Origin of the sequence: Robertmurraya dakarensis (assembly GCF_900156875.1) — a bacterium.
GTDB classification, from domain to species: Bacteria; Bacillota; Bacilli; order Bacillales; family Cytobacillaceae; genus Robertmurraya; species Robertmurraya dakarensis.
In genome coordinates this window covers 405988-424081 of the sequence record NZ_LT707409.1, presented here as the reverse complement: position 1 = coordinate 424081, position 18094 = coordinate 405988, and the positions used below count along the sequence as shown (strand labels likewise).

The 18094-nt window shown below is 37.7% G+C and carries 16 protein-coding genes and 2 pseudogenes; 3 read left to right on the top strand and 15 right to left on the bottom strand.

The window, feature by feature from the left end; all coding sequences use genetic code 11:
- Positions 1-94: 94 nt before the first annotated feature.
- Positions 95-922 carry a MerR family transcriptional regulator gene (locus CZ487_RS11265; RefSeq protein ID WP_077212263.1) on the bottom strand — a complete coding sequence of 276 codons (828 nt, stop codon included), beginning with the start codon at positions 920-922 and terminating at the stop codon, positions 95-97.
- Between the two features lie 119 nt (positions 923-1041).
- Here CZ487_RS11265 and norA point away from each other — a divergent pair, with 119 nt between their 5' ends.
- From norA to CZ487_RS11250, 3 genes are all read left to right on the top strand, one after another.
- Complete coding sequence (gene norA, locus CZ487_RS11260; RefSeq protein ID WP_077212262.1) at positions 1042-2241, top strand: multidrug efflux MFS transporter NorA; 1200 nt, start codon at positions 1042-1044, stop codon at positions 2239-2241.
- A 209-nt stretch (positions 2242-2450) separates the two neighbouring features.
- Entirely contained in the window at positions 2451-2807 is a 357-nt protein-coding gene (locus tag CZ487_RS11255; RefSeq protein ID WP_084783225.1) for a hypothetical protein, read from the top strand.
- Positions 2808-3096: 289 nt separating this feature from the next.
- The gene (locus CZ487_RS11250; RefSeq protein ID WP_077212260.1) at positions 3097-4626 is read left to right on the top strand and encodes a glycine betaine uptake BCCT transporter; all 1530 of its coding nucleotides are present in this window, start codon (positions 3097-3099) and stop codon (positions 4624-4626) included.
- Positions 4627-4694: 68 nt separating this feature from the next.
- Here CZ487_RS11250 and CZ487_RS11245 read toward each other — a convergent pair.
- From CZ487_RS11245 to CZ487_RS11180, 14 genes and pseudogenes are all read right to left on the bottom strand, one after another.
- Positions 4695-5705: pseudogene (locus CZ487_RS11245) on the bottom strand (amidohydrolase); the annotation flags it as partial.
- Positions 5701-6543: pseudogene (locus CZ487_RS11240) on the bottom strand (MFS transporter); the annotation flags it as partial. The pseudogenes CZ487_RS11240 and CZ487_RS11245, both read right to left, overlap by 5 nt.
- Positions 6544-6780: 237 nt before the next feature.
- Positions 6781-7653, bottom strand: a complete 873-nt coding sequence (locus tag CZ487_RS11235) for an ABC transporter permease subunit (protein ID WP_077212258.1) — start codon at positions 7651-7653, stop codon at positions 6781-6783.
- Positions 7640-8575 carry an ABC transporter ATP-binding protein gene (locus CZ487_RS11230; protein ID WP_077212257.1) on the bottom strand — a complete coding sequence of 312 codons (936 nt, stop codon included), beginning with the start codon at positions 8573-8575 and terminating at the stop codon, positions 7640-7642. Before CZ487_RS11230 ends, CZ487_RS11235 begins: the two co-directional genes overlap by 14 nt.
- Positions 8576-8636: 61 nt before the next feature.
- The gene (locus tag CZ487_RS11225; RefSeq protein ID WP_077212256.1) at positions 8637-9770 is read right to left on the bottom strand and encodes an anti-sigma factor family protein; all 1134 of its coding nucleotides are present in this window, start codon (positions 9768-9770) and stop codon (positions 8637-8639) included.
- The gene (locus CZ487_RS11220; RefSeq protein ID WP_237562865.1) at positions 9767-10315 is read right to left on the bottom strand and encodes an RNA polymerase sigma factor SigX; all 549 of its coding nucleotides are present in this window, start codon (positions 10313-10315) and stop codon (positions 9767-9769) included. The genes CZ487_RS11225 and CZ487_RS11220 overlap by 4 nt, the downstream gene beginning before the upstream one ends.
- Positions 10316-10529: 214 nt before the next feature.
- The gene (locus CZ487_RS11215) at positions 10530-11975 is read right to left on the bottom strand and encodes a serine hydrolase domain-containing protein (RefSeq protein WP_077212254.1); all 1446 of its coding nucleotides are present in this window, start codon (positions 11973-11975) and stop codon (positions 10530-10532) included.
- A gap of 216 nt (positions 11976-12191) precedes the next feature.
- Positions 12192-12803, bottom strand: a complete 612-nt coding sequence (locus tag CZ487_RS11210) for an MOSC domain-containing protein (protein ID WP_419865716.1) — start codon at positions 12801-12803, stop codon at positions 12192-12194.
- Between the two features lie 114 nt (positions 12804-12917).
- Positions 12918-13472, bottom strand: a complete 555-nt coding sequence (locus CZ487_RS11205) for a GNAT family N-acetyltransferase (protein ID WP_077212253.1) — start codon at positions 13470-13472, stop codon at positions 12918-12920.
- 132 nt (positions 13473-13604) lie between these two features.
- Entirely contained in the window at positions 13605-14561 is a 957-nt protein-coding gene (locus CZ487_RS11200) for a cation diffusion facilitator family transporter (protein WP_077212252.1), read from the bottom strand.
- A 17-nt stretch (positions 14562-14578) separates the two neighbouring features.
- The gene (locus CZ487_RS11195) at positions 14579-14911 is read right to left on the bottom strand and encodes an ArsR/SmtB family transcription factor (protein WP_077212251.1); all 333 of its coding nucleotides are present in this window, start codon (positions 14909-14911) and stop codon (positions 14579-14581) included.
- 524 nt (positions 14912-15435) lie between these two features.
- A complete protein-coding gene (locus CZ487_RS11190) occupies positions 15436-16020 on the bottom strand; it encodes a CPBP family intramembrane glutamic endopeptidase (RefSeq protein WP_077212250.1) in 585 nt (194 codons plus the stop codon).
- A 372-nt stretch (positions 16021-16392) separates the two neighbouring features.
- The gene (locus CZ487_RS11185) at positions 16393-17466 is read right to left on the bottom strand and encodes a DUF4179 domain-containing protein (protein WP_077212249.1); all 1074 of its coding nucleotides are present in this window, start codon (positions 17464-17466) and stop codon (positions 16393-16395) included.
- Complete coding sequence (locus CZ487_RS11180) at positions 17450-17992, bottom strand: sigma-70 family RNA polymerase sigma factor (protein ID WP_077212248.1); 543 nt, start codon at positions 17990-17992, stop codon at positions 17450-17452. The genes CZ487_RS11185 and CZ487_RS11180 overlap by 17 nt, the downstream gene beginning before the upstream one ends.
- Positions 17993-18094: the final 102 nt, after the last annotated feature.

The window sequence follows — 18094 nt, the reverse complement described above, 5'->3', positions numbered from 1 at the left end:
CCCCCTCTTTTCACTGGATCCTGTCCGAATGGTGTCCAGCAAACTTAGATGAGTAAATTTCCCCAAGCTGATAGTTAACAAATTTTAAGCATGATCATTTTTTAATAACCTGCATCATAATTTTCGTCACATAATCTTCCTTTTGGTTCATTACAACGGTGTCATAAATATATTCTTCAAAAACATGCTCTCCTAAAGTTAAATCTAAACGTTCCATCTCGGATAAAAGTTTCTTATAGGTATGATGAATGGTTTTGTCGTCTCCAATATGATAGCCAATAAGAAAATCACCCTTTACGGCCTGGAAATATGGATACCCCTCTTTCGGCTGTGGCTGCTCAATATATAAATAGCTATATTTAGTGTACTCCCCATTTAACACTTGCTCCCGTTTTGTAATAGCACCGATCGGATATCCGGTATCAAGCTGTAATTGATTCAATTCGCTAATAAATTCTGTGATCACCTCTACAAATTTCTCACCCGTAATATTTTCTATATTTCGGCTTAAATAAAGCGTCGCTTCTGGCAAATGTTCAAGCGTGATCTGATGAAAATCTAGTTGTGTGGCCTCTTCCATTAAAGCTATTTTTGTTTCAATCAGTTTCTCCTTCATTTGCATTTCCTGCCGCTTTTTCACAATCTCTTCTTTCTTTTGATACATTAATGTTAAAAAATTTTCAGGCGATTTATTTTGCGTGTATTGTTGAATATCATTTAGTGACATATCTAGATCTTTTAATAAATCAATCACAAAGAATAACTCGATTTGGTTGATGGAATAAAAACGATAGCCTTTTTCATTTTTAAGAGCTGGTGACAGAAGACCAATTTGATCGTAGTAAAAAAGGGTTTGTTTGTTCACTTTGCAGAGTTTTGCAAACTCACCTGTTGTTAAATATTTAATATTCTTTTTATTCATTTTTTACACCGCCGCTCTTGACTATATAGTTACTATATACACTACGATATAATCTGTAAATAAATCAAAATACATCCCTTTGGTTTTTGGACATTCGTTTTGTAAGGAGATTATATAATATGAAGAGTTATAAAATTACTTTAGGTTTATTATTACTGAACTTATTTATAGCGTTTTTAGGAATTGGGCTTATCATACCAGTTTTACCTACACTAATGAATGAAATGGGGATAAACGGAAAAACCGCTGGTTATCTTACAGCTGCTTTCGCATTAGCGCAATTGGTTGTTTCGCCATATGCTGGGAAAGCTGTAGATAAATGGGGAAGAAAAATAATGATCGTACTTGGATTATTTATTTTCGGCCTATCCGAGTTACTATTTGGGCTTGGTAAAGAAATCGAGATATTATTTATTTCTCGAATTTTAGGTGGAATCAGTGCCGCATTCATTATGCCTGGTGTTACGGCATACATTGCAGATATTACAACCTTGGAAACCCGCCCCAAAGCACTTGGGTATATGTCTGCTGCCATTAGTACAGGGTTTATTATCGGCCCAGGTATTGGTGGATTTTTAGCAGAATTCGGAACTCGTATCCCATTCTTCTTTGCCGGTGCACTTGGTACAATCGCTGCGATTCTGACCGTTCTGTTTATATCTGAGCCAGAACGTACTACGGAAATAAGTGAGCAAACACCTGGAGCTAAAAATGGTTTCAGACGTATTTTGGAGCCAAAATATTTCTTCGCGTTTATTTTAATTTTTATCGCTTCATTTGGTTTAGCAGCTTTCGAATCGTTCTTTAGTTTATTTGTGGATCATAAATTCCAATTTACTCCATCTGATATCGCCATTGCTATTACCGGCGGTGCCATTGTTGGTGCTGTTGCACAGGTCATTTTGTTTGACCGTTTCACCCGAATTTGGGGTGAAATAAAACTGATCCGCTATAGCTTAATCGTCTCAGCATTTCTTGTCTTTTTAATGACTGTCGTTCATTCCTATTTTTCTATTTTACTCGTTACCTTTATTGTGTTTATCGGATTCGATTTATTCCGCCCAGCCGTCACTTCCTACCTTTCCAATAACGCCGGAAACGAACAAGGTTTCGTGGGCGGCATGAACTCTATGTTTACTAGTCTAGCGAACATCAGCGGTCCGATTATCGGCGGAATTTTATTTGATATTGATATTAACTATCCTTACTACTTTGCGACTGTGGTACTATTTTTAGGAATCGTGATCACATTGTTTTGGAAGAAACAAACCAGCACTTCCTCAACTGAAGTAAAGGCTAGTGTGGCTGATCTATCATAAAGCGCGATCGATTCCTTTGATTCTTAGAAAAAGCTATAGCACCATCTTGTATTGAGACGTTCACTCTTCGTTTTTCCAGAGTGGATGTCTTTTTTTATATAAAATAGGAAAAATATACAATAAATAACTTCTGTTTAAAACAACCTAAAATAATATCTAAAAAAAATGTAAATCCTATAAATAAAATAATTATTGAAGGAGCTCTTTTTATGGTTAAGAACGATTATGAGGAAGCACCATTTGCAGCTGGAATGAATTTTGATCTTGAAGAGGTAGAACCTTTTTTAAAACGTTTATCATCCTCCATTTTGGATTCAGGTCTTAGTCAAAATGAAATCCATACTATTCAGTCTGAAATAAACACAATGAAAGAAGACCACGAAGAAAAAGATATGGGTACCTATAGTGTTGTGTTTAAAGGACAGCCGACAAAAATTCGAATTCAAGCTGAAATTCATATTGAGGATGTGGACAAAGAGGTTGTTCTATATATGTATAGTACTCAAGAATTAGTGGATGTCATAGATGAAGAAATGATGAAAATTGAAGAAGAACGGGAATTTTAACTCAAAAGAGATGAACCTTATGACATCTCTTTCTTTAGCTATCCCTTTATCTAATAAGGAAAAAAACTATCGTTTCGAAACTTAGCTCAATGGGTATTATAATATCGAAGATGGCTTAAATTTTAAATGATCAAGAAATGTCGACAGATTTTCACCAAAATATTACTCTATAAATCTTTATTTTCAACTCCCTGTTGATTCAGTCTTCGTATTTCCTATGGGCATGATTGAAACCTAAGCTAGATTAAGAGATAATGGCTTAGTAAAAAATTTTATTTGAGGTGAAAATGTGAAGAATGTAAGTTCAGTATTTTGGTACTCACTTTCCATTTGTGCAGTACTGGTCATTTGGGGTGTAATAGCCCCAACACAACTGCAAGCTATAACTTCCAATGTAACGAAATATATCTCCGAAGCATTTGGATGGTACTACTTGTTGATTATTATGATACTCTTGGCTTTCTGTATCTACTTAATTTTTTCACGCTTTGGAAGAATTAAACTAGGTAAAGAAAGTGACCATCCGGAATTTAGTTTACCATCATGGTTTGCTATGTTGTTTAGTGCAGGAATGGGGATGGGATTGGTTTTTTGGACGACGGCAGAACCGATTTCCCATGCATTTAAAAGTCCCCCAGGTGCTGAAGCAGGTTCGAACGAGGCACTTAAAGAGTCCCTTCAGTATTCTTTTTTCCATTGGGGAATTCATGCTTGGGCCGTATATGGAGTGGTAGCGCTTGCATTAGCGTACTTTAAATTCCGTAAAGATCTTCCTGGATTAATCAGTGCTACCCTAATCCCAATTTTTGGAGAAAAAAGTATGCGTGGGATGCCAGGGAAATTAATCGATACATTGGCAGTCTTTGCAACAGTGGTAGGTGTGGCGTCAACACTTGGCTTTGGATCTGCACAAATCAACGGCGGGTTAGCTTATCTTTTCGATACACCGCAAAACTTTGGAATGCAATTATTAATTTTAGCTATTTCCACTGTTCTATTCATAGCCTCTGCTTGGTCTGGTATAGGAAAAGGAATCAAATATTTAAGTAATGCCAATATGGGTCTTGGATTTCTTCTATTAATCATCCTTTTTATTGTAGGACCTACTTTATACATCTTAAACATGTTTACAAACACACTTGGAAGTTACATCGCTAACTTTTTTGATATGAGTTTTCGCATGTCTCCACTAAACGAACAAGGCCGTACATGGATTGACAATTGGACCATCTTTTACTGGGCATGGTGGATTTCGTGGGCGCCTTTTGTGGGAATTTTCATTGCCAGAATTTCCAAAGGACGTACCATAAAGGAATTTCTGTTAGGTGTACTTTTTGTCCCAGCTTTAGTATGCTTTATCTTTTTTGCTGTTTTTGGGGTTTCCGCATTGAATCTCGAGCAAAACGGAATTGCTTTAATTTCAAACTACTCCCTTGAAACAACCACGTTTGGAGTCCTGCAAAATTATCCATTAGGAGAATTCATGTCTCTTCTAACCATAGTCGTCATTGCCATTTTTTTCATTACTTCAGCAGACTCAGCAACCTTTGTACTAGGAATGCTAAGTACAGGCGGATCTATCAACCCTGCTAATTCTGTGAAAATTTTATGGGGCCTCGCTATGTCGGCCATGGCAGCGATTATTGTTTATTTCGGAGGTACACAAGGACTTCAGAATATGTTAATTATTGCTGCACTGCCGTTTTCCGTTGTCATGCTGTTGATGGGTGCATCCTTCTACAAGGCAGCGAGACATGATATAGAAAAAAAAGCAAAAAGAAAAGATATTGAGAAAGAAAAATATAAACAGAGTTCATAATAAGTTAAATAATACTCAAAAAAATTCCGGGTGCCAGGCACCTGGAATTTTTTAAATTGGAAACCAATTTAAGTTTCACTGCCATCACAGAATGAAGCTACAACAGTAGCCATCGCTTTAGCACTAATGATCAGACTTTTTTCATTGATGTCAAATTTAGGGTGATGATGTGGGTATGCTTCACCTGACTCGGGGCTAGCCCCGACATAGAAAAAACACCCTGGTACTTTTTCAAGATAATAAGCAAAATCTTCTGAAGGAGGCTGCGGCGCTGTTTCCAAAACTTCTTCTACTTCTGGAATCGATGCCGCTTCCAAAGCTTGCCGTACCTGTTCCGTTACTTCCGGATCATTATATAGAACAGGATAGTCATTCTTATACTCAAGTTTAGATGTTACTCCATACGATGTTTCCAATCCTTCCGCAAAGGCCCGCACCCCATTTTCTACGATTTCCCGCGTCTCGGGAGACATGGTTCGTACATCTCCTTCAACGGTCACGGCATCTTTAATGACATTGAAGCTGCCTTTGCCATCAAAATTACCAATAGTAACCGAAGCTGCATCAAATGGGTTGATACGGCGGCTAACAATCGTTTGTAAATTCATCACAAATGAACTTGCTGCCACAATCGCATCGTTTGCTAAATGAGGTGAGGAGCCATGACCACCCTTACCTTGAACAACTAATTTAAAGTATGACCTTCCTGTTTGGGTATTCCCGCTTCTGTAATAAATATGACCTGTTTTCATATTACTCATTACATGGATTCCAATGATGGCATCTACTCCATCAAGGACTCCAGCTTTAATCATGCCGATTGCACCACCCGGAGGGGTCTCTTCTGCTGGTTGATGAATGACTTTAATCGTGCCTTTTAATTGATCTTTCACCTCAGCTAAGACCTGCGCTAATACCAACATGTAGGCCGTATGACCATCATGACCGCAAGCATGCATAACACCCTCGTTTTTTGATGCAAAAGGCAGACCCGTTTCTTCCTTGATTGGCAATGCGTCAAAATCAGCACGGATGGCAATGGTTTTACCTGGTTTCGAACCTTTAATGGTTACAACCAGCTATCGCATTTAACAAGAAATTAGAGATCGTTGCCCCGGAATAGGGTTTATTTTTAAATAGCGCAAAATCAATTAACACAATCTCTTTTTTTGTCTCAATTTTGAAGAAGAGAATCGCTCCAATAATAGTCACAATAGCAAGGATGATGGATATCGGACTTGTACAGCCTAAATCGGCCCCGTAAGTTATAAAGATATTCAATGCAACCATGGTAATTATAAAAACAAGTAAACCAGTGTAGTCAAACTTAAATGCACCACTTGATTCCCCTTTACTTTCCGGTGTATCTTTAATCAGCCACATACCAAGTAAGGAGAATATAATACAAAAAATGAATATCCACCTCCAGCCCAAGTAGGTTGCGATTGCACCACCTGCGAAGGAAGCAGCCCCTGATCCGCCCCAAGATCCGATCGACCAAAAACTTAGGGCACGTTGACGTTCTGCACCTTCAAAATAAGCTTTCATTAATGCAATCGTTGCAGGCATAATACATGCTGCTGATAATCCTTGAAGAACACGGCCGATAATTAGCAATACAGATCCTTGTGCTAACACTAGGCATAGGGAACCTGCGACGCTTAAAATCAGCCCGACATATGTCATTTTTTTTCGACCAATTTTGTCTGCTAATCCCCCGGCAGCAACAATGAATAATCCTGAGAATAATGCACTTAATCCGATCGCAATGTTTAGTGTACCAAGTGAAATACCTAAATCTTCTTGAACAGCAGGAACCACATTCACCACTGATTGAGCGAATAACCAAAATGAAATAACTCCGAAGACAATCCCTGTAATCATTTTATCTGTGCCTTTATAGCTCGTTGTTTCCATCATCAATCCTCCTTCATGAATAATCCAAATGTGGTTAGTTTTAATGTTTGCGGATTACTTCATAGTTAATCTCCAATAAGGTAGTAAATAAATCCATAATTACTCCAGATCGTTGTAAAACAAAGAAGAAGACGCCCTTCTACTTAAGAAGAGCGCCCGGTTTCTGAATATTTTATTTTACTATTGTTGGTAGTACCCTGCCTAACTTAAAAATCACCAGAAGCTATATCCAAGAAATTATACATCACGCTTCTTAAAACTATAAATAGAAAGAAACACGACAACGATTCCATAGACCACCGCATACCAAACCATTACATTACTAGGGTTAGAGACACTCGTGAACATCCCGCCTTGTGCGAGTGAAAGCGGATTATCGATAGAATCAAATAAGATCATGGTCATTTTTCGATACATTGAATCAATTGGAAAAATAAGACTCGTGATCACCCCGATATTGACTAGCGCCGCTTTCTCGATCAGTGCTCCGAATTGTTCAATAAAGCCCCCAATAAACGCCGCGCCATACAGGACGATTGAAACAATCCCTGCATTTAAAGTAGTCATTCTTGTGCTTAATAATAATCCGAACGCGATTAAAACGAATGGCTGAATCACAAAAACACTTACAGCTTTGATCATCTGCATGGGTTGGATGTCCAATTCCATCCATTCCTTCCCAATCCCTTGATGAAGAAGGATAATACTAAAAAACAGGACAACGGCATAGGCGATCATGATCAGAGCTAAGCCGACAAACTTCCCCCATACAAATTGGGCTCTGGAAATCGGGCGCATCAGCCAGGTATCGATTTGATGACTCGACACTTCCCCTGAAATCGCACTAACACTAGACAATATCGCAAGCAAAGCTGTAATAAAAGACGAAAAGTAAAGGCCCACTCCAAGAAGTTGTGAAGAGATAAACTGCTGAACTAAAATGGTTTCAGTTCCTTGAACACCATTTGGCCCAACCTGTGTACCTTCCTTTCCAGCAAAATAAATCGCCGTTCCATATAATGCTAGAAAAACAAGCGTCATGATGATCGTGATTAGAAAAATCCGCTTCGAGATGATTTCTTTAAAAGTTAATTTACTAATGGTCCACATAAGCGCTCTCCTTTTTCTGATTCACCCAATGCATGAAAACATCCTCTAAGTGAGGTGTGATCGGTTTTACTTCATAGAGAGCAATCCCATTTGAAGATAAATACTGAATGATTTTCGGAATATCATCTTCGTTTTCAAGCTGGATCCCCCACCTCGTTCGTGCTTCTTCCTCTTTTATTTTTTCAACATGTGTGACAAATGTTGGCATCGGCACACTTATTGGTTGATCTGTTACAATCTCAATCTGTGCTTCAATCATCATCAATTCCCGCCACGGTCCTTGAACAATCATATCCCCTTGATGAACAATGGACACATGATCACAAACAGATTCTACTTCATACAACAAATGGCTATTTAAAAAAACGGTTTTTCCTTGATCTCGAAGATAAAGCATAAGATCCCTCACATCTTTGCGCCCAATAGGATCCAATGCAGACGTGGGCTCGTCAAGAAAAACGACCTTCGGATCATTTAAAATCGCACATGCAAGACCAATCCTCTGCGACATCCCCTTGGAAAAACCGCTAATCCGTCCTTTTTCTCTTCCCGTCATGCCTACCAGCTCTACTACTTCTTCAATCCGTTTTTTCCGCTGCCTGACTGGTATTTTACATAACTCAGCATGAGCTTCTAACAATTGCTTCCCTGTCAGCCAATCCGGGTAGCGAAACAACTCTGGTAAATAGCCTACTTTTTCCCGTGATTTTGTCGTTCCAATTGGTTCTCCGAGAATATAGCCTTCACCGCTCGTCGGCTGCAATAATCCAAGAAGTGTACGAACGAATGTGCTTTTTCCAGAACCATTCGGCCCTAAAAAGCCATATACAATTCCCTCACCAACGGATAACGTCACATCTGAAATGCCGCCTTTTCCGTTGTATGTTTTTGTTAAAGAATTCGTCTGAATAACGTTCATCATCTTCCCCCATATTTACAATGAAAAATTCAGAGCGCTATGAGATCGCCCTGAACCTCTCATATTACTTAATTTGAGAACTTAATTGGGTCAATTCATCTAGATCCATTCCACTTTGAGAAGCAATCATATGAATATCGCCATTTTTCTGCCAAACAATAACGGATCCCTGTTCGCCTTCTACTGTAAATCCTTGAGCATCGCCGACACGAACTTCACTCACCTTAGATCCTTCTGTTTCTACATAAGGAATTGGCAATGTTGTTTCAAAATTTTCAATGCCTGCAAGCTGTGTCTTTACATTTTCAGGTAAAAATGGAAGAGAAAGCATTGTTGCTCTTAACTCCCCAACAGACACTCCTTCTGGAACGTTGATTTCAGGAGATTTCGTACGCATATAGGAGATATGCTGGTCATCCAGCTTGTAATCTGCGTTAAGGCCTTCATAGGTGGTTACAGAAAATGGTTTTTCATTTAATGATGCCTGGAATTGATGTTCTGAACCTAATTGAGTTAATAATTGATTTGTTTTTTCTACATTTAGAGTAAATGTGATCGTTGACGCTGGAGTTACTCTTACCTCCTCAACCTCGTACCCTTCTAATTCAGGTGCTTCGTAACCCGCTTCTTTTGCTGATTCATATTGGTCAAAGTACTTTGGCTCACCTGTTGTCTTTGACATTTCCATTTTTCCGATACCCTTTAGGTCTAGAGCTCCTTCTTTATTTTCGCTCATCCAACTCTCGATTTCCTGGATATCATTTTGTGTCAACTTTACCATTTCAAATTGATCGACACGGAATAATGATAAAAATTGGCTTGCTCCTACTTGAACTTGAGGAATCGCAAATGAGCTGAAAATCGCTGCTGCTGCAACTCCTGATATTAGGTAACGTTTTGTTTTTGTTTTCAACGTACTCCATCCCTTTCCTGGTTTTACCTCTCTTGTTTCGATCGTTTTCACATTTCCGGTTTGTTGAAGGCGTTTTTCAAATCTCTCCCATGCCTGATCCGTGTCAATCTTTACATCTTTCACCTCTAACGTTTGTTCGCAAAAAGAGTGAAGGCTCTGTAGTTCATCGATGTGATCACGACAAGTTTGACAACTTTCTATGTGCTTCATGATTTGCTTTTTCTCCTCACGGCTTACTTCTCCATCTAAATAAGCCTGCAGCACACCCATATCATGACAAGTCATGTATCTTCTCTCCTTTCCTTTATGTAAAAACTTTTAAAACGTTTTTTCGCGCGGGCTAATAACGTTCCAATAGACGTTTTTTCTATCCCTTTGCTGTCCGCAATTTCCTCGTAACTGTACCCAGAAAATTTCATGATCAGAATATCACGATCTCTCTCAGATAATTTCATTAATGTTTCCTGTATTTCATGGATATCTTCAAGTTTCATGTAACGATCTTCAACTGATCCCACAGAATCAGTTTCATAGATTTCTTGTTTTTCCTTGCGGGCATGATGGCGTTTTTCAGTTCGAATATGGTTATAGGCAGTATTAACAGCAACCTTTGTCAGCCAGCCTGTTAAATTGTCAATTATGTTCCGATCCGTGTGATATAACTTAATAAATACTTCTTGCGCAATATCTTCTGCGATGGATTGCTCTTTCACAATGATCAGTACTTTTCGAACAACATGAGCATAATGTTGTTTAAACAAATCCTGAAATCTTTCTTCTTCTGACAGATTGCTGATGTTTTCCGACAACTTCGCCCTCACCTCCATCATCACTTCCCCCCTTCTAAGAGCTTTCACTATAAAGACACCAGATAAATGAGTTTTGTGACAGTTATTATAAAAAACTTTTTTATTTTTTTCTTAAAGGGTTCTTGATTATTATTTTTATTGTCATAGATTCCATTTTCGGCAAAATAAATAGCATCTCTCATGACAAAGAAATGCTAGAACTTTACCATTTGTACAGTAATCACCAATCTTTCTTCTATTTTTCAAATGATATTTTGATCGATAATAAACCATTTAACGCTAAAATCACTGCTGTTATGATGGTTAGGAGTGATAAATCAGGTGAGAACACGCTGATTGTATGCCATGGAGACCTGACGCTATAAATAAGCAGTGGAATGAGGCCAATAGAAAAACCAAAAAGAGTAACTCCTGCTACACGCAATAAGCCTTTCTTATAGATATAGATTTTATTTGACTTGGCTGACATCATTAAATAAATGAACAATCCAAAAAGTAAGCAGATAAATAAGATCGTCACTAATTGAATGGTTGGAGTATTTTCTGGAATGTCTACAGGTTCCTTTCCGTTTAAAATATTAATCATACCAAATTTCAGATAGTACAGTCCTTCTTCTTCCAGCACATTATTTTTATTTGTAAGAATTACTCCACCCAGGTCCGTTTCAGGAAGATAAAACAGTTCTGCATGCGAATCGGGTGTTGAACCTGAATGCCAGAGCATTTCGTCTTTAGAGTCTGGATTTGAAATCCTTATTCCTAGACCATAATATCGATCTTCTCCCGTTTGAATATGTGGAGTACCATACAAATTCATGTTTTCTTCATTTAAATAATGGTTAAAATCTTGTTTACTTATAAATTTAATATATTGAATCATATCTTCTACACTTGCCGTTATGTATCCATAAGGAGCACCACTATTATCATAAGCAACCGAACTTTTTCGAGGGTACCCAAACCATGACTGATAGCCGCTTAAATATCCCTTGCTGTAGGCAGAATCTCGATCAGCCCCTGCATTCTTCATCTCTAATGGAACAAACACATTTTGTTCCATAAACTCAGCAAAACTTTGATCTGTCACTTCTTCAATGAGAGCACCAAGAATGAGAAAGTTCGCATTACTATATTGATGCTTTACTCCAATTGGTGCAGTAAGCTTAACATTTGATAAGCTTTTTACATTATTCTTTATAGCGTCAGTATCATTAGACTCTTTATCTGATATTGCTAACCCGGCATAAGTACTAATCCCACTTGTATGAGTCAGTAAATGTTTAATCGTAATTTGTGCCGATGCCTGTTGATCTTCTAAAGTAAACCAAGGAATATACTTTTGGACAGGATCATCTAGTTCTATCACATTTTCATTTATTAGTTTCATGATACCTAACCCGGTTAATGATTTACTGATGGAGCCTATCGTAAAAGGAGTTTCAGAGTTTACGGGTTGCTCGGATTCTCCCGTAACACCCCAAGATTTTGTATAAAAAATCTTCCCATTTTGAACAATGGCGACTGATGCACCAGGAACACGGTATTCTTTTAAATAGTTTTCTATATAGTTGTTGAGCTTTTCCTCAATAGGCTGTTCTGCTGAAACTTGAGCCGTGGGTACAAACAAGACGAATAAAAAGCATAATAGTGCCATTATCTTAGTACCTTTTAGATTTTCCATTTTAATAGCCACTTTCTTTCGTGATTTTTACTGCCTAATTTAAATATAACAATTTAATGGAAATCCTTACATACATTTAAAGGATGAATTTTCCATACGGCTTTAGATGTAGATTTATATTCAGCAGTTTTTTGGAAACCCGTTTACAAAAAAAGAACGCAATTATTTCGAGTTGCGCTCTAATGTTGGAGTTTAATATATTAATATAGACGAATCTTAAGAAAGACTACCAAGTTTTTTTAATCGATTTACCAGTGGTTCTCGCCATTCTACTGCCAATTCTTGGACATCCAGCACTTTTTTTATCCCTTCCACATTCTTTTGGTCATGGAAGTAAATCTCATTGGCATAAAGAATGGTTACCTGTTTTGGATGCGGCTCTAATAATGAAATTTTAGAATTAGTTCGAACATACCCTTCTTCTAACACTCGGCACAAATAACCAGTAAAGCCTGTTTGTACCATTCTTTTTAAAAGTGAAGGAGTATTCGTTCTCTTTGTTATCGTGCTGCATGGAATTCTGCCTTGCGTTATTTGGATAACAGCATCTCCGACTTGAAAAACATCCCCAATGTTCACGTCTTTTTCCAGCATATTTGTTACAGTTAAATTCTCTCCAAATGTTGAAGGTGAAAATGTGTGATTAAATTCTGTTCCCCAAAGTGAATAATGCTCATAAGGATATACGCATACAGCACGATCTGGGCCTCCATGGTACCGCAAGTCCCCAACTCCATCCCCCCGAAATCCTTCTTTTGTTAAAAAAGATTCTTCAGTTGGTTGCTTGCATATTCCTGTAACAATTTCTTTATCATTTCCATACTTCATACTTTGGGGTAATCCTATTGAGAAATTTTTTAATTCTATAAGGTTATCATTGCTCATCATATATGTACTCACTTCCATTTGTTGTTTAGACTTGAAAATAGGTCGGTACCTACTTCAAAGTAGATTTTTTTCATACCATTCTTCTGCCAGCATTCCATATACCACATGATCCACATAATGGTCATATAGCCATTCTGCTTGTCTAATACATCCTTCATTCACAAAGTTCAATCTTTCAGGAATACTCCTGCTTTTCTTATTTCCAGCAGCCGCTCTAATCTCAACTTTATTAAGGTTCAACTCATTAAAAGCATAATGAGTCAAAGCTTTAGCCACCTCAGTCATGATTCCATTTCCTTGATATTCCTCACCGAGCCAATAACCGATATATGCCGTTTTATTTGACAGATTAATGTTATTGTAGCCTGCAACTCCGACAATTTCTCCTTTAAATAAAATAACGGCATTTAAGCTCTTTTTTTCAGCATATCCTGTTAAACAGATTTTGATGAACTCTAAAGTATCTTCGAGTTTCATGGTGAAATCCAGCCAAGGCAGCCATTCTCTTAAATAACTTCTTGAATGATCTGTTAGTTGGAATACCCTCTCGCCATCACTTAATTCTATTAATTTTAATGATAAGTCATCATTTATTTTATGTAAAAACATTCTTACCTCTCCAAATGGTTTATTTTTAACATAAGATTATTAATCCTTCCACTAACGTTCCTCAAAAAACACAAGTGCAATCCCTGCTTAACCAAGGACTGCACTTGGAGTTCAACGGAATGACAGTACGCATCAATGGTGATGATGGTGATGGTGGTGTCCAGATGATTCAGCTTTCGCATTACACAAAATGGAGTTGTCATGCAGATGGGCAGACGTTTCTAACTGGATCGTCATATGATGAATGTTTTGGTGTTCAAGATCATGTTCGATTTGACGCAGCATCACTTCACTTTCTGCAACCGACATGGAATCAGAAACAACCGCATGGCAGGATAGTGCATTTAACCCGCTTGTAATTGACCAAACGTGCAAATCGTGAACGCCCAGAATGCCTTTTGTATTTTGGATTGTTTCTACCACATCATCCACATTTACATTTTGCGGTGTCCCTTCCATTAGTACATGAAGCCCAGATTTCGTAACGAAGTAGCCGCTGCGTAATACAAGTGCCGCAACAATGACACTAGCGAGTGGATCAGCCCAGCCCCAGCCGAAGAATATGATGAGCAGTGCAGCAATAATAGCACCAATGGAACCAAGCATATCGCTAATCACATGCAAGTATGCCCCTCGCATATTCAAGTTCTCTTCTACATCCCCGCCCCGCATCATAATCCATGCAACAAAAATATTTACGAGCAAACCAATGGAAGCGATCATTAACATGCCTGTTGAAGCCACCTCAGGTGGATTTTGAAAACGCTGGATAGCTTCATAAAAAATATAAATGGCAATTAATACAAGCGTAATCCCGTTAAGGACCGCTGCTAAAATCTCAAATCGTTTATATCCATATGTTTTACTATAATTAGCCGCTTTTTCCCCAAGTGTAAAAGCCAATAAGGCAATTCCAAGTGATATCGCGTCACTTAACATATGTCCTGCATCAGATAATAACGCAAGGCTATTGGTCAAGAATCCTCCAATTGCTTCAATAATCATATAGCCAGTAATGATAATAAAACTAATCATTAACGTCTTTTTATTTGCACCATGTGTATGATCATGCCCATGATCGTGTCCCATTGTTAGTTCCCCCTCAATTAATGATGTGCAGCATGATCAATCGCCTGCTTCAGAAGATTCATGATGTGCTCGTCATCTTCCGAATAATACAGAGTTGTCCCCGCTCTTCTATATTTGACCAATCTTAAATTTTTCAAAAAACGCAATTGGTGGGAGACGGTTGATTGTCCTAAATTTAACGTCTCTGCAATTTCATTGACAGAATGCTCCCCTGTACATAAAAAGTTCAATATGCGAATTCTAGTTGGATCACTCAACGCTTTAAACGTTTGTGAGACAACAAATAACGTCTCTTCATCTAAATGCTGCCCTTTATGAAACGTCTCTTCATGTTTCTGCTCTTCACTCATCGTTTCACCCTCTATAATATATAATACATGCATATATGAATGTATACTCATATTGTCATATTTAGATTATGATACTCTGCCCCGAATGTCAATCAGCAAATGCCCATATTGAACAAAAGAGGAATTAATTTGGAAAAGGGCATCTTTACGGAAGGAAAAATGTGAAAAAACGGCATAGTAATGGGTAAAGAAATAGGTAAGAATTCATAGGCGGAGAATTTCCCGCTAATGTATATCGGGTAGGCTTAACAAGCAGAAAATAAGCGGAGAATTTCCGCTTATCCACTCTAATAAAGGCAAAATCCAAGGATTCCGATCATATAACGGGAAAAACTCCCTTTAATGTTTAGGAAATATGGGTATTTCCCAATTTAAAAGGAATTTTTCCACTTATTTTCAAACACTGCAGAAATCAACATTTTACAATAACGCGATTTATTGTTTTGCACCTTAAAAGAACCCGATAGTTGAAATGGAATTCGCCGTTAGTGCCACTCAATACAACATAAATAGGTCATCTCTTATTAAATAATAAACCCGCTTAGTACCATTCCCATATTAATGACAACATGAAAAACAATCCCCGGATAGATGCTGTTTGTTTTAAGTGTAATTACTGCATAAATGACCCCTGTGACCGAAATCAACAAACTAAGAGAAATTGAAAAACCAATTGAAAGATGGAGAAGTCCGAAACCAATACTTGTCACAATAATAGCATATCCTGTAGATGTGAATTCCTTAAGAGCGGAAAGCATAATACCTCTCCAAATAATTTCCTCAAAAACAGCATTAAGTAAGGAAAAACATAAACCAAACAATATAAGCGATAGGATATACTCTATATCTTTTTGAACAATAAAAAACAAGTAAACCATTACATTAACGACTATACCAATCATCCAAAACCAAAATGTATTAACTCTATGAAATGGTAAGACGATAGGATTTTTCCAATCAGGTTTACTATTGTACCAGGAAACCTTCTTTTTAAAGAAAAGAAAGTTCATAAGAACTCCTGCTATGATCCAAACTAGAAAAAGACGATTTAAAATAATCTTTAATTCTTTCGAAATGGTTAACGTTTCAACTAAATTATTAGAAAACATAAATAATATAAAACCCATGAGAAACGACAACAGTAACGATATAATAAATCGTTTCTTTTTATGTATTAACAACAAAATAACGAATCCCAGTAATACAATAAAGGAAAAAATCCATTGTTGATAGGAAGTAGAAGTAATCCCCGCAAAAAATAAAGCCGCAATAACAATTAACAGAAATAAATTCCCCTTTCCACGCTAACCATATTCCATCACACTTATTATTTTTAGAATCTTTTGAAATACTTATTAATTTTAACATAAATGACCAGGAAAGTTTCTTTATATTGGAAGTTAGCATTCAAATAGCGCTAGTTTGAAAGAAAATAAATTTTAGCAAAGGCGACCGTTCTTATTGAACAATCGCCCCTGAATTCATTGTGGTAGTTTCACTTTAAAAGACTCAAACTCGATCGGTTTTATGGTATTTCCTTTGTATTCTAACTCTGTTTCTTTGCCATTTTCGTCGATTTCTACTCTTCCCCCAGCCGAAGGAATGACTACATAAGGAGTGATCGTCAACTCTGTAACATGATCATCAATAGGGTCAAACTGCTTATTACTCTTGTACACGATGATATCTTTGACTCTTTCACCAGCAACTCCACCCGAGCGGCCTGTAATTTCATTTCCATCTTGATCCACCACCAAAAACTCGATGTTTCCGCCGCGGCTTATCTCAAAATCTGTTTCTTCTTCATAACTCTCATAAGCTATGCCTAATCCTGTTTCACTAATGGACATTTCTGTTACAGTTATGTGCACACCATCTACATCCTGTGAATGTTGAACAGGAATTTTATGAATCTCGGAGATTTTTTCAACTGGAGTTGAGAAATGCCATGTTTCCCCCTTTTCACCATGCAGCGTTAATCCCAGTTGAAACTCCTCTGGCAGCTCTTCGGTCACATTGATTTCTTGAATGGCAGTCCGAGTATTAGCCGAAAGGATCTCTTCCCCATAGGTCCCTGTCGATCCAGCAGGAGTCTTCCCATTAATCGTAAAATCCATGCCAGCACCAAAATAAAACTGATCAAGTTCCTTATCCGATTCAATGAACAGACCGATGGTAATATTATTTTGATCGTATAGGATTTCATCGAGTGTAACGGAGATCCCATTTACTGTCTGTGTCTCTCCTATCTGACTCGTTAACCCGCTTTTTTGAGCTTTTTGCAGGCTGATCAGATCAGAATTCCCGAAAACAGAACCGATAATTGGTATCCGGGACAAACTGCTAGCCACAGCTGGTGAATAATAGGAAGAACAGATCACGATGGCAAATAAGGCTGCCACACTGCACAAAGCATAGACCATTTTTCTTTTTCTAGTGGTTTTAGTATAACGAGGCGGTTCTAATTGCTCCTTCGCTTTAACGATTCCCGAAGAAATAGCTGAACGAACTTGGTCTTGTGGAAACTCTCCATAAGGATCATGTGGCTTTTTCATTTAATGGATAACTCCTTTCTAACTCACTTTTCAATTTTTTCCTCGCCCGGCGTAAATTTGTCTTCACGGTACTAACCGGCTTCTCCATTACTTCGGAAATATCGTTAATCGAAAGATCATGATAGTAAAATAAGATGATCGCTGTTTGATAGGATGAATTTAGCCTTGATAGCGCCTCTTTCAAGTGAAAAGAATCAATTTCTTCGTCCGCTTTGTGGTCTAATCTCTTCAGCAACTCGCTTTCCTCATAAGGAATCAATTGATCTCGTTCTCTTAACAGCCGATAACATTCACGGATTAAAATTCGAAACAGCCAAGTTGAAAAATACTCCGGATTTCGCAACTTCCCGATTGCCATGAATGCATGGTACGCCGTTTCCTGAATAGCATCCAAGGCATCTTCTTTTTTACCAACGTAAGAAAGCGCCTTATAATAGAGCATCTTTTCTTCTTTAAAAAGCAATTCTTCAAAAGCTTCAGCGTCCCCCTTGATCGCTTTTTTCACAGTATGAAGATCATGTTTCATTTTGTCATTACTCCCTCCTCTCACTAATTAGAGGCAACGAGGCATACGAAAAGTTTCAACCTTTTTCAGCTTTTTTGATTCTATTAAAATTTTAAAAAGATG

Excerpts from the sequence above, each read along its gene's own strand:
- CZ487_RS11265 (WP_077212263.1), bottom strand. The coding sequence starts at position 922 with ATGAATAAAAAGAATATTAAATATTTAACAACAGGTGAGTTTGCAAAA.
- norA (WP_077212262.1), top strand. The coding sequence starts at position 1,042 with ATGAAGAGTTATAAAATTACTTTAGGTTTATTATTACTGAACTTATTT.
- CZ487_RS11255 (WP_084783225.1), top strand. The coding sequence starts at position 2,451 with ATGGTTAAGAACGATTATGAGGAAGCACCATTTGCAGCTGGAATGAAT.
- CZ487_RS11235 (WP_077212258.1), bottom strand. The coding sequence starts at position 7,653 with ATGTGGACCATTAGTAAATTAACTTTTAAAGAAATCATCTCGAAGCGG.
- CZ487_RS11230 (WP_077212257.1), bottom strand. The coding sequence starts at position 8,575 with ATGATGAACGTTATTCAGACGAATTCTTTAACAAAAACATACAACGGA.
- CZ487_RS11225 (WP_077212256.1), bottom strand. The coding sequence starts at position 9,770 with ATGACTTGTCATGATATGGGTGTGCTGCAGGCTTATTTAGATGGAGAA.
- CZ487_RS11220 (WP_237562865.1), bottom strand. The coding sequence starts at position 10,315 with ATGATGGAGGTGAGGGCGAAGTTGTCGGAAAACATCAGCAATCTGTCA.
- CZ487_RS11215 (WP_077212254.1), bottom strand. The coding sequence starts at position 11,975 with ATGGAAAATCTAAAAGGTACTAAGATAATGGCACTATTATGCTTTTTA.
- CZ487_RS11210 (WP_419865716.1), bottom strand. The coding sequence starts at position 12,803 with ATGAAGTATGGAAATGATAAAGAAATTGTTACAGGAATATGCAAGCAA.
- CZ487_RS11205 (WP_077212253.1), bottom strand. The coding sequence starts at position 13,472 with ATGTTTTTACATAAAATAAATGATGACTTATCATTAAAATTAATAGAA.
- CZ487_RS11200 (WP_077212252.1), bottom strand. The coding sequence starts at position 14,561 with ATGGGACACGATCATGGGCATGATCATACACATGGTGCAAATAAAAAG.
- CZ487_RS11195 (WP_077212251.1), bottom strand. The coding sequence starts at position 14,911 with ATGAGTGAAGAGCAGAAACATGAAGAGACGTTTCATAAAGGGCAGCAT.
- CZ487_RS11190 (WP_077212250.1), bottom strand. The coding sequence starts at position 16,020 with ATGTTTTCTAATAATTTAGTTGAAACGTTAACCATTTCGAAAGAATTA.
- CZ487_RS11185 (WP_077212249.1), bottom strand. The coding sequence starts at position 17,466 with ATGAAAAAGCCACATGATCCTTATGGAGAGTTTCCACAAGACCAAGTT.
- CZ487_RS11180 (WP_077212248.1), bottom strand. The coding sequence starts at position 17,992 with ATGAAACATGATCTTCATACTGTGAAAAAAGCGATCAAGGGGGACGCT.